Origin of the sequence: Collinsella sp. HCP3S3_E5 (genome assembly GCF_052067635.1) — a bacterium.
Taxonomy (GTDB): Bacteria; Actinomycetota; Coriobacteriia; order Coriobacteriales; family Coriobacteriaceae; genus Collinsella.
The window spans coordinates 34,936-55,844 of the sequence record NZ_JBQHQF010000001.1 but is presented as its reverse complement, the minus strand read 5'-3'; the positions used below and the strand labels follow the sequence as shown (position 1 = coordinate 55,844).

Below are 20,909 nucleotides of genomic sequence, written 5' to 3'. Positions count from 1 at the left end.
GAATGATGCCACGCGGCTTGGAAGAGGCCGTCGATTTGGTCCCAGGGGAGGCGGTTTGAGGGTCGCAGAACAAAAAAACGGGGGCACAGGTTGTCCTGCGCCCCCGTTCTCGGGTGTTATTCGTTCCCTGCGGCAGAATTTACGCCGCTTCGTCGAACTGCGAGTTGTACAGGTCGGCGTAGAAGCCGCCTTGGGCGAGCAGCTCGTCGTGCGTGCCCTTCTCGACGATGTCGCCGTCGCGAATTACCAAGATCACGTCGGCGTTGCGGATCGTGGACAGGCGGTGTGCGATAACAAAGCTGGTGCGGCCCTGCATCAGCGCATCCGTGGCGCGCTGAATAAGCTCCTCGGTGCGGGTATCGACGTTGGATGTCGCCTCGTCCAAAATAAGCGCCGGGCGGTCGGCCAAAATGGCGCGGGCAATGGTCACGAGCTGGCGTTGGCCCTGCGAAAGGTTGGTGCCTTCCTCGTTGATCATAAAGTTGTAACCGCCGGCGAGCGTATGGATAAAGTGGTCGCAGCGTGCAGCGCGTGCAGCGGCCTCGACCTCGGCATCGCTTGCATCGGGTCGTCCGTAGCGGATGTTCTCGCGGATGGTGCCGTTAAACAGCCACGTATCCTGCAGCACCATGGCAAACTCGCCGCGCAGTGCCGCGCGGTCCCAATCGCGTACGTCGACGCCGTCGACGCGCAGCGAGCCGCCGTCCACGTCGTAGAAGCGCTGTAGCAGCTTAATGAGCGTGGTCTTGCCGGCGCCGGTGGGACCGACGATGGCGATGGTCTGGCCGGGCTGTGCCTCGCAGCTAAAGTCGTGGATGATGGTCTTGTCGGGCGTGTAGCCAAACTTGACGTGGTCAAACTCCACATGGCCAGGGCGCTTTTCGGGAATCTGCGCGTCGGCCTTCTGCTCCTCCTCGGGCGCGGCCAGGAACTCAAAGACGCGCTCGGTGGCAGCGGCCATAGACTGCATCGTGTTGCTCACGTTGCCCAGCTGCTGCACGGGTTGCGTAAAGTTGCGAACGTACTGGATAAAGCTCTGGATGTCGCCGGGCGTGGCATTGCCGGTCAGCGCGAGCTGTGCACCCACCACGACGACGCCCACGTAGCCCATGTTGCCCACCAAGCTCATAAGCGGCATCATCAGGCCCGACAGGAACTGCGAGCGCCAGCCACTAATAAAGAGGCGGTCGTTTTGACGGTCGAACTCTTCGATTGAGGCCTCGGCGCGGTCGAACACCTGAATGACGTTCTGGCCGGCAAAGTCCTCCTCGATAATGCCGTTGACGGTGCCCAGGACCTGCTGCTGCTCGCGGAAGTACGGCTGCGAGAAATGAATCATCACGGTCAGGATAATCGCGGCGGCTGGCAGTGTGAGCACGGTGACGCCGGTAAGCGGCAGGCTGATCGACAGCATCATGACGAGCACGCCGATAATCTGCGTCACCGACGTGATGAGCTGCGTCACGCTCTGGTTGAGCGACTGACCCAGCGTATCGACGTCGTTGGTGATGCGGCTGAGCACATCGCCCTTGCTGTGTCCGTTAAAGTAGCTCATCGGCACGACAGCGATCTTGGCGGCGATCTCCTTGCGCATGCGGTAGCAAATCTTTTGCGTGACGCCGGTCATGAGCCAGCCCTGGATGAGGCTGCAAACAGAGCTTGCCAGATACAGGCAGAGCAAAAAGCCGAGCGTCTTGGCGATCCAGGCAAAGTCGACATCGCCGGTACCGTTGACCTTGGCGACCAGGCCTTCGAACAGCTTGGTCGTAACCTGGCCGAGCACCTTGGGTCCCACAATGTTAAAGACGACCGAGCACACGGCAAAGGCGACGGCGGCAAGCACGGCAACCTTGTGTTGACCGATATAGCCGAGCAACTGCCGCATGGCGCCCTTAAAGTCCTTGGCCTTCTCGCCGCGGCCCATGCCACCCATGCGGCCCATGGGACCGCGCTGGCGGGTGGGCTTGGGAATCTGAGTCTTGGTCTCGTCTGCCATTAGTGCTCGCCTCCCTCCATAACGGCTGCAATTTCTTCTTGAGTGAGCCCCAGCTCCTCGGCGGAAAGCTGCGACTGTGCGATCTCCAGGTACGCCGGGCAGCTGTGCAGCAGCTCCTCGTGCGTACCAGTGCCCACCACGTGACCGTCGTCGAGCACGATGATCTGGTCGGCGTGCATGATGGTCGCGATGCGCTGGGCTACGACAACGAGTGCGGCGTCGGTAACGTTTTTGGCAAGCTCTTCGCGCAGGCGCGCGTCGGTCTTGTAGTCGAGGGCGCTAAACGAGTCATCGAACACCAGGACCTCGGGCTTTTTTGCCAACGCGCGGGCGATGGCCAGACGCTGGCGCTGACCGCCCGAGACATTGGAGCCGCCCTGGCTGATGGGGGAGTCGTAGCCGCCCTCGCGCTCGGCGATAAAGTCCTCGGCTTGGGCGATGCGCGCGGCCTCGTGCATGTTCTCGTCGCTTACCATGTCGCCGGCAAACTTAAGGTTGCTCTCCACGGTACCCGAGAACAGACGCCCCTGCTGCGGGATGTAACCAATGCGGCGGCGAAGCTCGGAAAGGGCCATATCGCGCACGTCGATACCGTCGAGCGAAATGCTGCCGCCCGTGACGTCGTACAGGCGCGGAATCAGCTGTACGAGCGTGGACTTGCCCGAGCCCGTGGAACCAATGATGCCGAGCATCTGACCGGCATGCGTGGTAAAGTTCACGCCGCTAATGACGTCGGCGCGGGCATCGGGATACTGGAAGCTCACGTCGCGGAAGGTGAGCTCACCGCGCGGTGCGCTGGCCGCGGGCAGTTTGGGCGAGGCGGGGTCGTTGATGCTCGTGGGGCAGGTGATGACCTCTTCCACGCGCTCGGCTGCGACCTCGGCGCGGGGCAGGATGACCGAAACCATGGTGAGGATCATAAACGCCATGACGATCTGCATGGTGTAGGAGATAAACGCCATCATGTTGCCGACCTGCATCACGCCATCGGACACGCCCTGCGCGCCAAACCAGACGATAAGCACGGTGATGCAGTTCATGACGAGCATCATGAGCGGCATCATAAAGCTCATGGCACGGTTGGTGTAGAGCTGCGTGGTCATTAGGTCGAGCGAAGCCTTGTCAAAACGCTCGAGCTCATGCTCCTCGCGGTTGAACGAGCGGATGGGCATAAGGCCGTCGAGCAGCTCGCGGGCGGTGAGGTTCACGCGGTCCACAAAGCTCTGCATCTTTTTGAACTTGGGCATGGTGAGGCCCATAAGCACGCCGACGACGGCCGAGACCGCGATGATGGCCACGGCGATGGTCCACTCCAGGCCGGTGTGGTTGGCCAGGACGCGCATGACGGCGACGATGCCCATGACGGGGGCCATCAGGCACATGCGGATAAACAGGGTTGCGGCCATCTGAATCTGCTGAATGTCGTTGGTGCAGCGGGTGATGAGCGAGGCCTGGCTAAACTTGCCCACCTCGGCCGGCGAGAAGTGCATAACCTTGTTGAAGGTCTCGCGGCGCAGGTCGCGTGCGATGGAACAGGCGGTGCGCGAGGCCACGGCGCCGGTCAGGATGGTGGCGATGAGCGAGATCAGGCACAGACCAAACATCGTGGTTGCCATGCGGCCCAGATAGGCGTTCTGCACGTCGGCGGGGTCGATGCCCTGCGCCTTGTACTCGTCTTGTACATAGCTCACGGCGCGTTGGGTCACGATGGAACCCGACATGGAGCCCATTTTGTCCGCCATATCGTTGGCGCCCTCGACGAGCTTGCCCTGGTCGATTAGGCCGCCTTCAACGCCTAGGCGCAGGCTCTTCATGGTGATCTTACCGCCGTCGGTATCAATCTGCTTTTGCATGTTCTGCGCCGCCGCGGCCTTCTGCTGCATCTCGGCGAGCTGCTCGGGCGTCATTGCCGCCATCTGCTCGGGGGTGGGCATGGCCTGGGCGGCGTTGTTGTTATTCTCGCTGGACGAACCCATCATGTCATCCATGGAGTTGGCGTCAATGCCCTGGTTGAACGAAAGGACGACGGTCTCGGGCAGGCTCACGATGTTGGCAATCTTGCCGCCGTCGGCGCGCTCTTCCTCGGTGCCCTTGTACGTTCGAATGCCGTTATTATCCGCCTTGCTAAACACGGCCTCCACAGCTTTGGCGTCCTTATCGCTCATAAAGAGTTCGAGGTCGTCGAGCGATTCGGTGCGAATGGTGTCAGGTACGGGCGAGGCGATACCGCCTTGCTGCACGCCCACGTCGACGATGTCGCTCATATACGTAGGCAGCGCTAGATCGGCGTTGCAGCTGATTACGATAAGTACGATAGCTGCGAACAGTGCCAGGACATGCTTTTTAAAGAGCTTGAGAATCCTCACTCGGCATCTCTCCTTTCTTGATTGCGGTCGATAATTTCGTTGGCACGCCTAAGAAGGCGCACCATCTCTTGGGTATCTGTTTCGCCGAGCTGCTCGAGGAAGGCCGCGGTGCGGTCCTCGAATTCCCGATGCTTGATTTCGAGATCACGGAATCCCTTGTCGGTCACCGTGACGTGTACGCGACGACGGTCGGTCTTTGAGTGCTCGCGCTCGACCCAGCCTTTGGCTTCGAGAGCGCGCAGGATATTGGCGATGCGGGCGTTCGAGACCCAGGCACGATCGGCGAGTTCGCTTGGCGTGAGCGAACCGCCAGCGAGCATGAGGGCGCGCATGACGGCCATCTCACCACTGAGGGCTTTGTCCGCAAAGCGCGAAATGCGCTGATGCATGCTGCCGAACTCGGTAAGGAGCTGACGCCCAAGTTCACGGAAATCGGTATCTTTCACCGAAAACCCCTAACACTAGAAACTATTTTTGGTAGAAGATGATACCTCCATATGCGGGCCTCATGCAGTGGGCAATATCAAGAGCGCATAAAGACTTAAAATAATTCAATTGCTGAAGCGTTTCAAAGAACTATCATGCCCGCGGTTAGGCGAGGGGTTGTCACCACCATGACGACTGGGACTCATTTATCGCCATGTGCGATGCTCCAACTTCCCGCAAGGAGACACCTGAATCAAGGGGGTTGGAGTCATGGCATTTGACTTCACGGGTAAAACCGCGATCGTTACCGGTGGCACTCAGGGCATTGGCCTCGAGATTGCCAAGGGTATCGTTGCGGGCGGCGGACACGTCGCGCTCATCGCAAGGAACGCTGCTAAGGGCGAGGCGGCTGTGGCCGAGCTTGGCGAGGGCAACAAGTTCTATCAGCTCGATGTCGCCGATGCGCCCAAGGCGCGCGAGACCGTCGAGCAGATTTTTACGGACCTGCCGCAAACCAACATCCTGATCAACTGCGCCGGTGTCATCAGCACCAAGAAGTTTGACGAGATCGACGACACCGAGTGGCGTCGCACCATCGACATCAACCTCAACGGCACCTTTACCATGATGAATGCCGTGTACCCGCACTTTAAGGCGGCACATGCCGGCACTATCGTCAACGTGAGCTCCGTTGCTGGCAAGATCGGCGGCGGCCTGCTCGGCACCGCGGCCTACGCGAGCTCCAAGGCCGGTGTCAACGGCCTTACCAAGGCGGTCGCCAAGGAGGGCGGTAAGTTCGGCGTCCGCTGCAACGCTGTGTGCCCGTCGCTCACGCTTACCGACATGACGTCGATCCTTTCTGACGAGAACTCTCAGCGCATCATCAACGGTATTCCTCTGGGTCGCGCCGCCCAGGCCAGCGAGCCTGCGCAGATGGTGTTGTTCTTCGCTTCCGACCTCGCCAGCTTCGTGAACGGCGAGATCGGTGACTGCGACGGCGGCATCGTCCTGGACGGGTAATACCCCGTGGTAATCGTTTGGCGGCGACCCTGGCGACTCGGGGTTGTCGCTTTCTTTCTGACATAGGCGCGTGCGGCTACGATTCGCATGCATCCAAAGGAGATATATATATGAGTGAATCGACTGCGGTGGAGGCGCCGGCTGCAAAGGAGCCGTTCTTTAAGATGTCCTCCATCCCGGGCGCCAATATTTTGGTGCCGCTTTTGCTGGGCTGCTTGCTCAACACGCTATTCCCCGACCTGTTCAAAACGCTCGGCAGCTTTACGCTTGGCATGACCCAGCAGGGTGCAAGCCCGCTCGTGGGCGCTTTTTTGCTCATCGTCGGTACGACGATTTCGTTTAAAAGTGCTCCTGCCGCCGCTGCACGCGGCGCCATCATCATCGCGGTCAAGCAGATCGTGGTCGTTGCCGTGTCGCTGCTCATCCTTTATGTATTCAACGACAACCTGTTTGGCATCTCTGCCATGGTGATGCTGGCGGCTTGCACCGGCGCCAACAACGCTATGTACGCTGGTCTGATGGGCACCATGGGCAACGAGGCCGAACGTGGCGCCGTCGCCATCACCACACTCGTTGTCGGCCCTCCGGTCACAATGATCGTGCTCGGCGCTGCTGGCCAGGCTCCGATCGGCTGGTCGCTCGTGGGCGCCATCCTGCCGATCGTCGTCGGCATTATTCTGGGTAACCTCTTCCCGAGCTTTAAGAAGATGATGGCTCCGGCACTTTCCGCCATCATCGTGCTCGTCTTCTTTGCCATGGGCTCGACCATGACCTTTGGCCAGCTCATCAACGGCGGTCTTCCCGGCATCCTGCTCGGCGTGATCTGCTCGATGGTCTTTGCAATTCCCGTCATCGCGGTCGATAAGCTCACGGGCGGTACGGGTGTCGCAGGTGCGGCCATTTCGAGCTGCGCCGGAGCCAATGTGGCCACGCCTGCCGCCATGGCAAGCGTCAACGAGGCCATGTACGGTGGTGCCGTGCTTGCGACGGCTACGGCGCAGGTTGCAGCGTGCGCCATCGTGACGGCCATTTTGACCCCGCTGGTCACCAGCTGGTGCTACAAGCATTTTGAGGGCCAGGGTCACGGCGACAGCAAAAAGGCCGCGGCCGACAAGGTCGCCGCAGCCGCCTAATGCCAAGCGGCAATCAAAGCTAAATAACTAGCCACGCCACAGGGCGGCCCCGGGGGAAATCCCGTGGCCGCCCTGCAGTTTCTGTGGGTCTTTGGGGCACTTTACCCTGCTAAAGCTGGCATAACAGCTAGAGTGAACGTCGTACAAAGGCAAGGAAAAATACCAAACAAATCGGTGAACGGTAGTTGTTCACGCTCGCATTTCCTGCGGATTTGTTAAAAACGCCCTAATGGTATAAAAAAAGAAACATATAACAGCCCTGATGAAGGGGGTGGCTATGTTATCCTTCTCAGACGGGTGAAATCTTGGGTTTTGGGTTGCAGTTCCAAGGTGGACAAACGTTTTTTCCTGTGCTAACGCGCGATGGAAGGCGAATGAAGCCGGTCATGCAACCCGAACATTCAAGAATTCAATAAGCAGCGGTGTGAGAGAGCGCCGCATTATACGTAACTAGGAGCGTGGTTACACAATGCAGGAGGCATGGGAAGGCTTCAAGGAAGGCATCTGGACGGGAGAGGTTGACGTCCGAGACTTCATCCAGAAGAACTACACCCCCTACGAGGGCGACGAATCGTTCCTCGCCGGTCCGACCGAGCGTACCAAGGAGCTGTGGGGCGAGGTTCTCGACCTGCTGCTCAAGGAGCGCGAGCAGGGCGGCGTCCTCGATATGGACACCAAGACTGTCACGGGTATCGTGAGCCACCCCGCTGGCTACATCGATAACGCCCACCGCGAGAAGGAGACCATTGTTGGCCTCCAGACTGACAAGCCGCTCAAGCGCGCTCTGCACGTCAACGGTGGTATCCGCATCGCTTGCCAGGCTGCTAGCCAGCACGGCTACAAGGTCGACGAGAATGTTGTCGAGCGCTACACCTTCGAGCGCAAGACCCACAACGCCGGCGTCTTCGATGTCTACACCCCCGAGATGCGTGCTTGCCGCTCGGCTCACATCATCACCGGTCTGCCCGATGGCTATGGCCGCGGCCGCATCATCGGTGACTACCGTCGTGTTGCCCTGTACGGCGTCGACTACCTGATCAAGGATAAGGAGGCCCAGAAGGCTTCCACCCCGACGGTCATGACCGCCGATAACATCCGCGATCGCGAGGAGCTGCAGGAGCAGATCCGCGCCCTCGGCGAGCTCAAGATGATGGCCGAGACCTATGGTTTCGATATTTCCAAACCTGCTACCAACACGCAGGAGGCCATCCAGTGGATGTACTTCGCCTACCTCGCTGCCGTCAAGGAGCAGAACGGCGCCGCTATGTCCATCGGCCGTACCTCTACGTTCATCGACATCTACGCTGAGCGCGACCTTGCCAACGGCACCTTCACCGAGGAGCAGATCCAGGAGTTCGTGGATCACTTCATCATGAAGCTCCGCATGGTCAAGTTTGCCCGTACCCCCGAGTACCAGGCCCTGTTTACCGGCGATCCGCAGTGGGTCACCGAGTCCATCGGCGGCATGGGTGTTGACGGCCGTACGCTCGTTACCAAGATGAGCTTCCGCTACCTGCACACGCTCGAGAACATGGGCACCAGCCCCGAGCCCAACATGACCGTTCTGTGGTCGACCCGTCTTCCCGAGAACTTCAAGAAGTTCTGCGCCAAGACTTCTGTCGCCAGCTCCTCGGTCCAGTACGAGAACGACGACCTCATGCGCGTTTACCACGGCGACGACTACGGCATCGCCTGCTGCGTGTCCTCCATGCGCATTGGCAAGGAGATGCAGTTCTTCGGCGCTCGTGCCAACCTGGCCAAGTGCCTGCTGTACGCACTCAACGGCGGTGTTGACGAGGTCTCCAAGAAGCAGGTCGGCCCCAAGTATCGCGCCGTCGAGGGCGACACGCTCGATTACGATGACGTTATGGCCAAGTACAACGACATGATGAAGTGGCTCGCTGGCGTGTACGTCAACTCGCTGAACATCATTCACTACATGCACGACAAGTATTGCTACGAGCGCATCCAGATGGCTCTGCACGACAAGCACGTGCACCGCTGGTTCGCTACGGGCATCGCTGGCCTTTCCGTCGTGGCTGACTCCCTGTCCGCCATCAAGTACGCCAAGGTCCATCCCGTCCGTGACGAGAACGGCATCATCGTCGACTTCGAGACCGAGGGCGAGTTCCCCAAGTACGGTAACGACGACGACCGCGTCGACCAGATCGCTCACGACGTTGTGCACCAGTTCATGGAGTACATCCGCATGAACGACACCTACCGCAACTCCGTGCCTACGACCTCGGTTCTGACCATTACCTCCAACGTCGTGTACGGTAAGAAGACCGGCTCCACGCCCGACGGCCGCAAGGCTGGCCAGCCGTTCGCCCCGGGTGCTAACCCCATGCACAAGCGCGATAGCCACGGCGCCATCGCTTCGCTGTCTTCGGTTTCCAAGCTCCCGTTCCGCGATGCCCAGGACGGCATCTCCAACACCTTCTCCATCATCCCGGGCGCGCTCGGCAAGGAGGACCAGGTGTTCTTTGGTGATATCGACCTTGATCAGCTGGGCGAGTAACTATTGTTAGTGCTATACTAACAATAACGATTACTGATTAGTGCGCCGGTTTCGGCCGGCGCCTATCGATCGAAGGAGACACATTATGAAGGTTTCTGAAGTTTCCGAGACTCAGGCCGACAACCTGGTCCACATGCTCGACGCTTACGCCGAGAAGGGTGGCCACCACCTGAACATCAACGTCTTCAACCGTGAGACGCTGCTCGACGCTCAGGCTCACCCCGAGAAGTACCCGCAGCTGACCATCCGCGTTTCCGGCTATGCCGTGAACTTCCACACGCTCACCAAGGAGCAGCAGGACGAGGTCATTTCGCGTACCTTCCACAACAAGTTCTAAAGGGACTCAACTCCCACCGGAGACCCGGTAAGGCCTACGCACTTTGCCTCTCAAACGTCCTCGCCGCTTCGCGGCTGCGGAATGTTTGCGAGGCAAACTGCTCCCGGCCTTGCCGGGTCTCCTGCGTTATCGCACTTTAGGGAACCACGCTAAATTAAATTGGTGTCCTCGGACATGCAAGAAGCCCTCGCTGCGCACTTCGTGCGGCGAGGGCTTCTTGCGTCCTGCGGAATATTTTGGAAAGTAGCCCAAACAGCCCCGGAGGGGGTCCTTTGTAGTCACCCTTTAGGCGGAACTCTCCTAATGGGTTGAGCGTTCTGGATACTTACTTGCTACCGTTTATCGCGTATAGCTACCGTTTGCGGAGTAAGTAACACTTAGTAATAAACCGTGTAAAATCTCAGTTAAGAACGGAGTTTTCCAGGGAGACGCTGTCCTTTGTTTTGTGCAAGGGACGGCGTCTCTTTGGCGCTTGGAGGCCGTTCTGTAGCAGGACGGTGGACGTGCGTCACATATTAAAAAGTCAACGTCGAGATGGGTCGTGATAAGAATGGGCAAGTACGTAATCGTGGTTGAATCTGGTTCGGATGTGACGCCAGAGCTCTGCGAACGCTACGGCATCGTGCGTGTGCCCATGCATGTCACGATTGGTGACGAGACCGTCGAGGACGGCTCGATCGATCCGCTCGAGATCTATTCGCGCTGCAACGAGTTTGGCGTGATGCCCAAGACCAGCGGCTGCGCGCCGGCAGATTTCTCTCGCGTGTACGACCGCATTCACGCCGAGCAGCCAGACGCGACCATTTTGCATCTTGCGTATTCCGAGGCCACGACCTGTTCGCATCAGTCCTCGAAGATCGCGGCAGAGGGGCGCGACTACGTGTTCTCCATGGACACGCGTTTTGTCTCGGTGGGCCAGTCGCTTGTTGTCGTCGAGACCGCCAAATACATCGAGGCTCATCCCGATGCCACCGTCGACGAGATCTTCGCCTTCGCGAGCTCCGTTATGGACCGCGTGTTGCTGGGCTTTGTTCCTACCGACCTTGCCTTCCTTAAGGCGGGCGGTCGCTTGTCCAACGTCGCGTTCCTAGGCGCCCATCTGCTCAAGATTAAGCCCTGCATTGAGGTAACGGGTGGCAAGTTCGTGGCGACCAAGAAGTTCCGCGGCTCTATGCTCAAGTGCGCCCGCGCCTTTATTGACCACATGGTTGCGAAGGGCGAAATTGACTACTCGCACATTGGCCTGGCGTATTCGGTAGGCCTTTCCGAGGAGCTGCGCGACGACATGGAAGTCTATGCGCACGACCTGGGCTTTAGGGACGTTACCTGGACTCAGGTCGGCGGCGTCATCTCGAGCCATTGCGGCCCGACCGCCTTCGGCGCGGTGCTCACGCTCAAGGCGTAACGCCTGGCGTCTATCGATTTCTATTGCCTCGGCGGCGGGCGGGTTGCGACAACCTTCCCGCCGCTTTTGCATGGGGCCAAATAGGACAATCCAATTGACCGCTAAACCGTTTCGCCATCAAGCATATAGGCTAGAATGACTCTGGCATTTATGTAGCTAAAACCAATGAGAGGCAAGGTAGCGGGAATGGCTGAGATGAAGCTCGAGGGTATGGACGCTCGTCCTGAGGACTCCGCGTTTGCCCTGGGCCGCGTTCATTCGATCGAGACGATGGGAACGGTCGATGGACCCGGCATCCGCTTTGTGGTGTTTGTTCAGGGCTGCCCCATGCGCTGTGCGTATTGCCACAACCCCGATACCTGGTCGGTTAACGGCGGCACCATGGTGACCGTCGAGCACCTGATAGACGAGTTCCAGAGCAACCATGAGTTTTACCGCAGCGGTGGTATTACGGTATCCGGCGGCGAGCCGCTCCTGCAGCCTGAGTTCTTGGCCGACCTGTTCCGCGCAATGCACAACAACCCCGATGGTCGCGTACATACCTGCTTGGATAGTTGCGGCTATGCGTTCGACCCCGCGCATCCCGAGAAGTTCGATGCCGTACTCAACGAGACCGATATGGTGCTGCTCGACATTAAACACGCCGATCCCGTCGAGCATAAAAAGCTGACCGGTTGCGATCCTGCGCGCATCCTGGCGTTTGGCGATGAGCTGGCGCGTCGCAGGATCAAGGTCGTTATCCGTCACGTGGTAGTACCGGGCATTACCGACACGGCAGAGGAGTGCGAGGCACTCGGTCGTCTGATTGCCCCGTGGCATAACGTGGTGGGCCTGGAAATGCTGCCGTATCACACGATGGGCGTCGTCAAGTATGAGCAGCTGGGGATTCCCTATAAGCTCGAGGGTGTTCCGCAGATGGATACCGCGCGCATGCCCGAGCTGCGCAACGCCGTCATGACGGGCATGAAAAAACGCCGCGCGGAACTCAAAAACGCCATCGGCTAGGGGTAGCTCATTTGGGGCCGGTAGGGTGGAGAAGTAGCTAAAAGAGCCCCGTCCTAAAAAGACTGCTCTCTGGGTTGCGGTGAGATGCGCAACAGAAGCGTGCCAATTGGATAAATACGCTTGTGGTTTCTTTAAAGACACCTTAAACGCTTCTGAATATCTTCGGAAAGAAATGCCTGCTCGGTATTATGCTGCTCGTATATGAACGGGAGCAGCCAGGAGACCACGTGCGAAACGACGCATCGCGGCACGAGCATGTGCCGCAGCATAGCAGCAGATATGAGACGAAGGGCACGTCTTCGCGTGGCCTTGCCGACGCTCGCATCCGCGTGACGAAGATTGCCGCCATGGGGATGCTAACGTTGGCGGTTATTATCCTCGGAATTACCGCTAAAACCTACGCGTCGGAGCGAATGGCACACTCAGATGCGTCAACGGTACAGACGCAAAACAAAAAGATCTCTAAATCTAAAGCCACCGCAAGTCAAACCCTGTCGACAGCGAGCCTCAAGACGAGGCTTTCGAAGGCGGACTTTAACGATATTCCCTCAGGCGATACCGTGCAGACCTTCTCATTGGTTGATGACCAGATCCCCGTCCTGGAGGATGAGAGCCTCGCCGCGCTCCAAGATACCCTTGATCAGGCCCAGGAATTGGGCGACGTGGGCGTGGTGTTTTACGATCTTTCGAGCGGCAAGGGCGTGACGTATAACGCGGACGCCGAGGTGTACGGTGCGAGCAGCTACAAGGCGCTCTATGTACTCTACGTCTGCGAGTTACTGGTCGAGACAGGGCAAGTATCGCTCGATGATGCTCTGGGCACCTATGGCGGCTACAGTATGGGCTGGCTGACGGTTCGCGACCTGATCGAGACCTCGGTCGTCAACTCGGATAACGACTCGTTTGTCGCGTTGCGTGCAACGTTTGATCAAGATGGCTACGAGGATTGGATTGCCGCACTCGGCGTCGAAGACGAGGTCGCGCTCGATTCAATGAGCGATTTCCCCACCTATTGCCCGCGCACCTCGGCCAAGTTGTGGCGCGAGATGAGCGAGTATTTGAGCCGCGAGAGCGAGACGTCGCAATGGCTGTCGGGCCTTCTGGCCTCTACGACCCGGTCCTTTATCCGTGACGGCATTGCGGACGACCATGCCATGGTGCGTAACAAAGCCGGCTGGATCAGCGAGGCAGGTTGCAATGCGACGTGCGATGCTGGCCTCATCGATGTCGATGGCGACACCTACATTATGAGCATCATGACGTCGATGCCGTGGAGTGACCGTTCGAGTGAGGCCGTGGCCGCCATCGCCAAGGCGCTCTACGATACCCGCGCTGCGCTGGCCTAACGGCTTCGTATTGCGCGGTTGAGTCAAAATGCTGGTACCATACCGTGGATAAACAGTTTTCACAGGTTTGGGGGATGGTATGCCTACCATCGCAATCATCGGTGCACTCGAAAAAGAGGTTGCGCAGATTAAAGAAGAACTGAACGGTGCCCATGTGTCGCAAGAGGCAGGCTTGAGCGTTGTAAGCGGCGAGCTCAACGGTCTGTCAGTGGTCGCCACGACCGCTGGCATGGGAACCGTAAACGCCGCTGGCGCAGCACAGCATCTCATCAGCAAATATGCTCCGCAGGCCGTTGTGTTTTCGGGCATTGCGGGTGGCTTAAACTCCAAACTCCATATCAATGACGTGGTTATTGGCAAGTGCCTGCGCTATCTGGATACCGACACGGCGCTCATCGCCGAGTCGGCGCCGGAGCTTGAGGAGTTTGCCTCGACACCGGCTCTGGTTGACATCGCCACCACCGTGCTTGCCGAACATGGGTTTATCGATGCCGACGCTTCTGATTCCGCTGCGGAGAAGGACCCTAAACAGTTCCTGGTTGGCACTATCGCTACAGGTGACCGCTTTGTAACGGGCGACGCTATGCGCACCGCCGCCATCGACGCGACGCATGCCGATTGCGTTGAGATGGAAGGTGCTGCGATTGCCCATATTGCAGCCAAGAACGGTGTCGATTGTCTGGTGCTGCGTGCTATCAGTGATAATTGTGACGAGGCATATGACGCGTTTTGCGAGCGAGAGTTCGATTTGGACGAGTACGCCCGCACCGCGAGCGGCATCACACTCGATATCGTCCGCTGCATCGCCGCTGCGTAATCGTGCATCCCTATTGTAAGAACCTACGACCAAGGAGTATCCATGGCCGATTCCATTAACTACCAGCTTGCCAAGTTCGTCGCCAGCTACGGCAAGGTTTCGCAGATCCCCGAGTCCACCTGTCCCGAGGTGAGCTTTGTGGGCCGCTCCAATGTGGGCAAGTCGTCCATCATGAACAAGCTCTTTGGCCGCAAGAACCTGGTCAAGGTTTCGAGCACGCCGGGCAAGACGAGCAATATCAATTTCTTCGAGGCCGACGACGTGCACTTTGTGGACCTGCCGGGCTACGGTTTCGCCCGTCGTTCCAAGGCCGAGCGCGACCGCTGGGCCGAGCTCATCGGCGACTTCTTCGACTCCGAGCGCAGCTTTAACCTGGTTGTGTCGCTGGTGGACATTCGCCATGACCCCAGCAAGCTCGACCATGACATGATCGACTACCTGCAGGGCAACGAGTTCAACTTTATCGTCTGCCTCACCAAGGCCGACAAACTCAGCCGCACCCAGCAGGCCCGCCAAGCGGCAGCCATCAAAAAGCAACTCAACGTCCCGGCCGAAAACGTAATTATCACAAGCTCCCAGACCGGCACCGGCATCGACGAGCTCAAGCGCCGCATTGCCGAGGCCTGCCTCTAGTAGGGGCTCTTGGCAGACAATAGTTTGCATCTATCTATATCACCCCAGTGATAGTTGTTGGTACACTATCACTGGGGTGATATTTTTATTCGGAGGTCGATATGGAGCTTTGGCACGGGTCGGAGGTTGTTGTCGAACGTCCGTCGTTGGATAAATGCAGACAATTCAATGACTATGGGCGCGGGTTTTATTGCACGCCACATGAGGAAATGGCGATGGAATGGGCATGCCGGACCGAGTCTGATGGCGTTGCCAATCGATATGAGCTTGATTTAGATGGCCTTTCGGTCTTGGATTTGGAGTCTGGGGAGTTTTCAATCCTCAATTGGCTTGCAATTCTGGCGAATAACAGAGAGTTCAATGTTTCGACGCCATTGGCGCGTGAAGGGCTTCGCTATCTACTTGATAACTGCTTAATTGATACATCTCCTTATGACGTTATTCGAGGCTATCGTGCTGACGACTCCTATTTTTCGTTTGCAAGACAGTTTGTCAGCGGCATGATATCGCTCAGACAGCTGCAACGAATCATGTGCTTGGGTGATTTGGGTATCCAATATGCCCTTATGAGCGAGCGCGCATTTTCGATGATTAGATTCTGCGATTGGAAGCGGGCTTCGGGGTCTGAGTTTTATCCCAAGCGTTTTGAGCGAGAGCAGAATGCTCGACGCAAATACTTGGATACGGTCAATGGGTTCGATTCCGAAGGCATCGACATTAGGGATTTAATGGCAGGGAGGGTTGATTTAAATGATCCAAGAGTTAACAGATCGTGGGCCGAGTAGGACATATCCCGTCTACTACCTCGAGGACGCAATGAACAACCTCGGCGACTGCTTCGACTATGCCGTCAATGACTATGGAGCAGAAGGATCTGAAGTTGCTGAACTCTTTTGCCTGAGCGGGGTTGCTCGCGAGTTTGAACGCGGCAACGCATGGGTAGTGTCGGGAAAATCGGGTGTTGAGCTGTTCGCGCTTATCGCTGAAAGGTCGGGCTATCAAAACAGGCCTATACCGGACTGCACCTATCGATTTGAGAAGACGCCGGAATATTGGGCGGGCTGGATGCTGGCATACCTGCAGTGGCGCCTAGGAGAGTCTTTCGAAGATTTGCTGCATGTCGTTCCATTTGATGTGCTGCGCAGTCTGTATTACCCCTGGCACGAAGCCTCGGAGGAACGAGTGGTTCGCCTCGTCTGCGATATGGCGAAAAAAGCGTCCAGGCAAACCAAACTTGCGTTAGCAAGAAAGAAGCTTAAGAAAACCCAACAAGACCTAGCATACGAATCGGGTGTGTCACTCCGCTCAATCCAAATGTACGAGCAGCGCCAGAGAAACATCAATGAGGCTTCGGTAACAAGCGTAAGAGCCATAGCAAAAGTCCTCCACTGCAACATCGAAGACCTCCTAGAACCAGTCTTCGAATACAAGGAACCCAGTGCGGCGTAAACCAAGCACATAGTCGAAGCCTGTTGCTGGTAAGTGCTCCAGCCTAGCAAGAGCCCCTATCAATAAAGGGCCATAATTTCAGCCCGGCGCCCCCTTCAAAGCGTGGGTCCCTATAGACATCGCTAGCCACGTTGCCATAGGGCCACCCGGGGGCATCCCCTTAAAAACATTCCGCAGCACGAGGCCCGCTTATCCGCAGCTCCGAAGGAGCAGGATAAGCGGGCCTCAAGTGCGAGGACGTTTTTAAGGGGATGCCCCCGGGTGGCCCGGACAGACCGATCGGCGATGTCTACAGGTACTCGATTTGAGCGCCCTCAGTGTCGCACGTCAGAATGTGCGTCTCACACTTGGGGAACTGATCACGCAGCTTGACCTGCAGGAATTTTGCCACGATGGTGTCGTCGGTCACAGCCATAAGGGTAGAGCCCGAACCGCTGATCCAGATGGTCTTGGCGCCGCCGTTAAGGCAGGTGTCGCGCACAGCGTTGTAGTCGGGAATCAGGCGACGACGATAGGGCTCCTGGATGCGGTCGTCATTGGCGGCGGCAATCAGGTCGAGGTCGCCGGCCTCCAGGCCTCGCGTCATGCCGGCGATACGGCCCATTTGCCATACGGCGGTGGAGAGCGGAATCTCCTGCGGCACGACCTTGCGCGCCTCGCTCGTGTGAACCTCGTAGGGCGGAATCACGGTAATAAAACGCAAGCGATCGCTCACCTCGTAGCGCAGGCACTGGGGGAGCGAATCGGTCGGCGTAAAGGAGCAGACGGCGCCGCCCAGGATGGCGGGAGCGACGTTATCGGGATGGCCCTCGACCTCGGTGGCAATGCGGACGAGCTCAGCGCGGTCGACGGTGTGGCCTGTCAGTGCGGCGGCGGCCATAATGCCAGCGACGACGCAAGTGGAGCTGGAACCCAGGCCGCGAGCGACGGGTACATCGGTTTGAATGTCGATGGCAACGGGAAAAGCCGGCTCGCCCCATGCGGCCAGCGCATCGACAAAGCTGACGTAGACCAGGTTGTTCTCGTTTTGGAACTCCTCGGGGCAGCCCGTGATGGTGAGCTTGTCAGCGCGCTCGAAGGTGAAGTGCGAGTAGAGGCTGACGGCCATGCCGAGGGTGTCGTAGCCGATGCCTAGGTTGGCGCTGGTTGCTGGGACGGTGATCTTGATCATGTGGGTCCTCCTGGCGTGCCTGGCTGTTTAGTTCGCTGCTCGGGCAGTCCTGCGCAAGACGGAAAGCACATTAAGTGCTTTCCTTTGCGTGCGGAACTCGCGACGAACTAAACAGCCAGGCACGCTGTGCGCGTTCGTCATCATCCCGGGGGTTATCTGATAAAAGAAGGTGCGCCGGCTTTCGCCGGCGCTTAATAAGGGTTTTAGTTGGTAGCCATCTTTTTTGCTGCAGACTCGACGTAGCTTGCCATCTCATCGACGTCACAGACGTCTTCGAAGCGAACGGGTTTGGACTCGAGCTCGGCGAGCTGTGCCGGTGCGGCCGTATTGGTGGCCTGCTCGAGCACGCGCATGGCCTCAAAGTCGTCCTCGGGAACGTTGAGCCCCAGAGCATCGCAGCAGGCACGCGGGAACTTGTAGGGGCTGGCGGTCGAAAGCAGCACACGGGCCTTGGCGCCCTCGGCGGGAGCGACCTTTTCAAAGACGTGATAGCCGCAAGCGGTGTGCGGGTCGATCACGTAGCCGTTCGCATCCCAGCAGCTCTTAATGGCAGCGAGGACCTCGTCCTCGCTGGCCCAGCCGCAGCCAAAGACGCTCTGAATCTTTGCCAGCAGGTCGGCGGGAACCTCATAGTGACCAGTCTTTGCCAGCTGCTCCATAAGGCCGGCAACAAGCTCGCAGTCGCCATCGGACAGGAAGTAGAGCATGCGTTCCAGGTTGGAGCTGATGAGGATGTCCATCGACGGTGAGATGGTCGTGAAGAACGGACGGTTGCGGTCGTAGACGCCGGTGGTCAGGAAGTCAGCCAGCACGTTGTTCTTGTCGCTCGCGACGACGAGCTTGGCGACGGGCAGACCCATGCGCTTGGCATAGTAGCCGGCCAGGATATCGCCAAAGTTGCCGGTCGGTACGCAGAACTCCACGGCGTCGCCAGCCTCGATGGCGCCGGCGCGCAACAGCTGCGCATAGGCGGCAAAGTAGTAGACGACCTGCGGCACCAGACGGCCGACGTTGATGGAGTTGGCACTCGAAAGCACCGTTCCGGCGGCCTCCAAGCGCTCGGCAAGCTCCTTATCGGCAAAGATGCGCTTGACGGCACTCTGGGCATCGTCGAAGTTGCCGCGAATGCCGCAGACGGCGACGTTATCGCCTTCCTGTGTGGACATCTGCAGATTCTGCACGCGGCTGACTTTGCCTTCGGGATAAAAGACGGTGATGCCCGTGCCCGGAGCGTCGGCAAAACCGGCGAGTGCGGCCTTGCCGGTGTCGCCCGACGTGGCGGTGACGATCATGATGCGTTCGGCGCCGCCGTCCTTGGCGGAAGTGCGGGCCATGAGGCGGGGGAGCATCTGCAGGGCGACGTCCTTAAAGGCACTCGTGGGGCCGCCAAAGAGCTCCATCACATAGGTCTGAGGGGCGTCAGCGCCCGGCGCAGCGTCGAGTTTGACGAGCGGCGTAACCTCTTCACTCGCGAACGTGCCGCGATATGCCTCATTCACACAGGCCGAAATTTCTTCGCCCGTGTAATCATTCAGTAACATTCCCAACACATCTTGAGCGATTTCAAAGTACGATTTATCTGCAAGCGAGCTGATATCGACCTGCTGGGTGCCGAGCTCGTCCGAGACAAACAAACCCCCGTCGGGAGCGATGCCGGTGCGGATTGCCACCTTACTTGAGCACGATAAAGTGCGTCCTCGTGTACTATGATAAGTTCCCATATAACACTGCTCCTCGGATGCCTTGGTCCCAATCGGTGAAACCATGGTATCAGAGCGCGCAAAACAGGTTCGCAGAGGCTTTTAGAAAGGTAACCTCCAGCCCATGATTAAGATTGCCAAATTTGGCGGCTCGTCGGTCGCTGACGCCGAACACTTTAAGAAGATCAAGGCCATCGTCGATGCCGACCCGGCCCGCCGTTTTGTGGTGGTCTCCGCCTGCGGTCGCCGCTTTAAGGGCGACACCAAGGTGACCGACCTGCTCTACCTGGTTAACGCGCACGTTAAGTATCACGTGTCGTGTGAGGAGCTGCTCGAGGACATTGGCCAGCGCTATTTTGATATCGCTGACGAGCTGGAGCTCACCTATCCCATCCGTGAGGAGTTCGCGGCCTTTGCCGAGCGCGCCCGCTCGGGCGGCTACTCCACCGAGGAGCTTGTGAGCCGCGGCGAGTACTTCACCGCTCGCCTGATGGCCGAGTACCTGGGCCTGCCGTTCCTGGACGCCGCGACGGTTGTGGCGTTCCATCACGACGGTACGCTCAGCATGAACCGCACCTCCGAGCTGGTGCAGGAGTACGGTCAGCAGGGCGGCTTTGTTATGCCCGGTTTCTACGGCGCGACGCGTGAGGGCCAGATTAAGCTGCTCGATCGTGGCGGCGGCGATATCTCGGGCTCGATCCTGGCCAAGTGTCTGGACGCCGACCTTTACGAGAACTGGACCGACGTCTCGGGCTTCTACTCTGCCGATCCGCGTATTGTTCCCGAGGCTCAGCCCATTGCGCGCGTTACCTACGAGGAGCTGCGCGAGCTTTCGTACATGGGCGCAAGCGTCCTGCACGAGGAGGCCGTGTTCCCCGTGCGCGAGGCGGGTATTCCGCTGGTCATCAAGAACACCAATGCGCCGCAGGACCCCGGCACCATCATTAGCGAGACGGCTGATGAGGGCGAGGCGGAGCCCATCATTACCGGCGTGACCGGCAAGCGCGGTTTTGTCGCCATCAACGTGGCCCGCGATCGCACCAAGCCCCGCGTCGGCTTTATGCGCCGTGCACTTTCGGTCTTCGAGCGCTATGACGTTTCCGTCGAGCACATGCCCACCGGCGTCGACCGCTTTGGCGCCGTGGTGCAGGAGCAGGATGTGCACGATTCGCTGTACTCGCTCGTGGGCGACATCCAGCAGGAGGTTGAGCCGCTCGAGATTGAGGTTGTCGAGGGCCTGGCGCTCATCGCGACCGTCGGCCGTAACCTGCGCGGCCGCGCAGGTATTTCCGGCCACCTGTTTGGCATGCTCGGGCAGGCTGGCGTGAGCGTGCGCATGATTTCGCAGAGCTGCGACGAGATCAACATCATTATCGGTGTCGAGGATAAGGACTTCGACCTGGCGATTCAGACCATTTACCGTGCCTTCTCCGACGAGAACGGCATTGTGAAGGTCTCCGATCTGGAGGCTCCTGCACCGATTGAACCCGCCCTGGCTGCCCTCCACAAATAGCGACCATCCCGGTAGATTTTTGGGATATGTCTAGAAATCTACCTTTTGGCGCATGAGTGGGTTTTGAGGCA

Annotated in this window: 17 protein-coding genes; 12 read left to right on the top strand and 5 right to left on the bottom strand. The window is 58.6% G+C overall.

Annotation, left to right across the window (positions count from 1 at the left end; all coding sequences use genetic code 11):
* Nucleotides 1–139 precede the first annotated feature (139 nt).
* The 3 genes from ACTM82_RS00220 to ACTM82_RS00210 are packed head-to-tail and all read right to left on the bottom strand — an operon-like array spanning nt 140 to nt 4,808.
* A complete protein-coding gene (locus tag ACTM82_RS00220) occupies nt 140–1,996 on the bottom strand; it encodes an ABC transporter ATP-binding protein (protein WP_154514936.1) in 1,857 nt (618 codons plus the stop codon).
* Nucleotides 1,996–4,362 carry an ABC transporter ATP-binding protein gene (locus ACTM82_RS00215; RefSeq protein ID WP_441054953.1) on the bottom strand — a complete coding sequence of 789 codons (2,367 nt, stop codon included), beginning with the start codon at nt 4,360–4,362 and terminating at the stop codon, nt 1,996–1,998. Before ACTM82_RS00215 ends, ACTM82_RS00220 begins: the two co-directional genes overlap by 1 nt.
* Complete coding sequence (locus tag ACTM82_RS00210; RefSeq protein ID WP_441054951.1) at nt 4,359–4,808, bottom strand: MarR family winged helix-turn-helix transcriptional regulator; 450 nt, start codon at nt 4,806–4,808, stop codon at nt 4,359–4,361. Before ACTM82_RS00210 ends, ACTM82_RS00215 begins: the two co-directional genes overlap by 4 nt.
* A 250-nt stretch (nt 4,809–5,058) precedes the next feature.
* Between ACTM82_RS00210 and ACTM82_RS00205 the strand changes: the two genes are divergently transcribed.
* The 11 genes from ACTM82_RS00205 to ACTM82_RS00155 all read left to right on the top strand — a co-directional run bounded on the left by ACTM82_RS00205 (nt 5,059) and on the right by ACTM82_RS00155 (nt 16,454).
* Entirely contained in the window at nt 5,059–5,808 is a 750-nt protein-coding gene (locus ACTM82_RS00205) for an SDR family NAD(P)-dependent oxidoreductase (protein ID WP_006234857.1), read from the top strand.
* 110 nt (nt 5,809–5,918) lie between these two features.
* The gene (locus ACTM82_RS00200; RefSeq protein WP_441054949.1) at nt 5,919–6,941 is read left to right on the top strand and encodes a 2-keto-3-deoxygluconate permease; all 1,023 of its coding nucleotides are present in this window, start codon (nt 5,919–5,921) and stop codon (nt 6,939–6,941) included.
* A gap of 469 nt (nt 6,942–7,410) precedes the next feature.
* Nucleotides 7,411–9,462: a formate C-acetyltransferase gene (pflB, locus tag ACTM82_RS00195; protein ID WP_427795522.1), complete on the top strand. Its 2,052-nt coding sequence runs from the start codon at nt 7,411–7,413 to the stop codon at nt 9,460–9,462.
* An 85-nt stretch (nt 9,463–9,547) separates the two neighbouring features.
* Entirely contained in the window at nt 9,548–9,799 is a 252-nt protein-coding gene (gene grcA3 / locus ACTM82_RS00190) for an autonomous glycyl radical cofactor GrcA3 (protein WP_055252439.1), read from the top strand.
* Nucleotides 9,800–10,349: 550 nt separating this feature from the next.
* Nucleotides 10,350–11,204, top strand: a complete 855-nt coding sequence (locus ACTM82_RS00185) for a DegV family protein (RefSeq protein WP_154514928.1) — start codon at nt 10,350–10,352, stop codon at nt 11,202–11,204.
* Between the two features lie 186 nt (nt 11,205–11,390).
* Nucleotides 11,391–12,209, top strand: a complete 819-nt coding sequence (pflA, locus tag ACTM82_RS00180) for a pyruvate formate-lyase-activating protein (RefSeq protein WP_427718181.1) — start codon at nt 11,391–11,393, stop codon at nt 12,207–12,209.
* 188 nt (nt 12,210–12,397) lie between these two features.
* Complete coding sequence (locus tag ACTM82_RS00175) at nt 12,398–13,555, top strand: serine hydrolase (RefSeq protein ID WP_441054947.1); 1,158 nt, start codon at nt 12,398–12,400, stop codon at nt 13,553–13,555.
* A 79-nt stretch (nt 13,556–13,634) separates the two neighbouring features.
* Complete coding sequence (gene mtnN, locus ACTM82_RS00170; protein ID WP_441054945.1) at nt 13,635–14,372, top strand: 5'-methylthioadenosine/S-adenosylhomocysteine nucleosidase; 738 nt, start codon at nt 13,635–13,637, stop codon at nt 14,370–14,372.
* Between the two features lie 42 nt (nt 14,373–14,414).
* Entirely contained in the window at nt 14,415–15,005 is a 591-nt protein-coding gene (yihA, locus tag ACTM82_RS00165) for a ribosome biogenesis GTP-binding protein YihA/YsxC (protein ID WP_055252447.1), read from the top strand.
* Between the two features lie 101 nt (nt 15,006–15,106).
* A complete protein-coding gene (locus ACTM82_RS00160; RefSeq protein ID WP_441054943.1) occupies nt 15,107–15,790 on the top strand; it encodes a DUF3990 domain-containing protein in 684 nt (227 codons plus the stop codon).
* A 31-nt stretch (nt 15,791–15,821) separates the two neighbouring features.
* A complete protein-coding gene (locus ACTM82_RS00155; protein ID WP_441040819.1) occupies nt 15,822–16,454 on the top strand; it encodes a helix-turn-helix transcriptional regulator in 633 nt (210 codons plus the stop codon).
* 289 nt (nt 16,455–16,743) lie between these two features.
* On the opposite strand, the gene thrB is transcribed toward ACTM82_RS00155, so the two are convergent.
* Both thrB and thrC read right to left on the bottom strand, forming a co-directional pair.
* Nucleotides 16,744–17,625 (bottom strand): homoserine kinase, encoded by an 882-nt coding sequence (gene thrB / locus ACTM82_RS00150; protein ID WP_441054941.1) that lies wholly within the window; start codon nt 17,623–17,625, stop codon nt 16,744–16,746.
* Nucleotides 17,626–17,828: 203 nt separating this feature from the next.
* Nucleotides 17,829–19,346, bottom strand: coding sequence for a threonine synthase (gene thrC, locus ACTM82_RS00145; protein WP_441054940.1), 1,518 nt, complete (start codon nt 19,344–19,346; stop codon nt 17,829–17,831).
* Between the two features lie 103 nt (nt 19,347–19,449).
* Between thrC and ACTM82_RS00140 the strand changes: the two genes are divergently transcribed.
* Nucleotides 19,450–20,838, top strand: a complete 1,389-nt coding sequence (locus ACTM82_RS00140; protein ID WP_154514910.1) for an aspartate kinase — start codon at nt 19,450–19,452, stop codon at nt 20,836–20,838.
* The last annotated feature ends 71 nt before the right edge of the window (nt 20,839–20,909 follow it).

Excerpts from the sequence above, each read along its gene's own strand:
- ACTM82_RS00200 (WP_441054949.1), top strand. The coding sequence starts at position 5,919 with ATGAGTGAATCGACTGCGGTGGAGGCGCCGGCTGCAAAGGAGCCGTTC.
- ACTM82_RS00160 (WP_441054943.1), top strand. The coding sequence starts at position 15,107 with ATGGAGCTTTGGCACGGGTCGGAGGTTGTTGTCGAACGTCCGTCGTTG.
- ACTM82_RS00140 (WP_154514910.1), top strand. The coding sequence starts at position 19,450 with ATGATTAAGATTGCCAAATTTGGCGGCTCGTCGGTCGCTGACGCCGAA.
- ACTM82_RS00175 (WP_441054947.1), top strand. The coding sequence starts at position 12,398 with ATGCTGCTCGTATATGAACGGGAGCAGCCAGGAGACCACGTGCGAAAC.
- grcA3 (WP_055252439.1), top strand. The coding sequence starts at position 9,548 with ATGAAGGTTTCTGAAGTTTCCGAGACTCAGGCCGACAACCTGGTCCAC.
- yihA (WP_055252447.1), top strand. The coding sequence starts at position 14,415 with ATGGCCGATTCCATTAACTACCAGCTTGCCAAGTTCGTCGCCAGCTAC.
- ACTM82_RS00185 (WP_154514928.1), top strand. The coding sequence starts at position 10,350 with ATGGGCAAGTACGTAATCGTGGTTGAATCTGGTTCGGATGTGACGCCA.
- pflA (WP_427718181.1), top strand. The coding sequence starts at position 11,391 with ATGGCTGAGATGAAGCTCGAGGGTATGGACGCTCGTCCTGAGGACTCC.
- thrC (WP_441054940.1), bottom strand. The coding sequence starts at position 19,346 with ATGGGAACTTATCATAGTACACGAGGACGCACTTTATCGTGCTCAAGT.
- ACTM82_RS00205 (WP_006234857.1), top strand. The coding sequence starts at position 5,059 with ATGGCATTTGACTTCACGGGTAAAACCGCGATCGTTACCGGTGGCACT.
- mtnN (WP_441054945.1), top strand. The coding sequence starts at position 13,635 with ATGCCTACCATCGCAATCATCGGTGCACTCGAAAAAGAGGTTGCGCAG.
- thrB (WP_441054941.1), bottom strand. The coding sequence starts at position 17,625 with ATGATCAAGATCACCGTCCCAGCAACCAGCGCCAACCTAGGCATCGGC.
- ACTM82_RS00220 (WP_154514936.1), bottom strand. The coding sequence starts at position 1,996 with ATGGCAGACGAGACCAAGACTCAGATTCCCAAGCCCACCCGCCAGCGC.
- ACTM82_RS00155 (WP_441040819.1), top strand. The coding sequence starts at position 15,822 with ATGAACAACCTCGGCGACTGCTTCGACTATGCCGTCAATGACTATGGA.
- pflB (WP_427795522.1), top strand. The coding sequence starts at position 7,411 with ATGCAGGAGGCATGGGAAGGCTTCAAGGAAGGCATCTGGACGGGAGAG.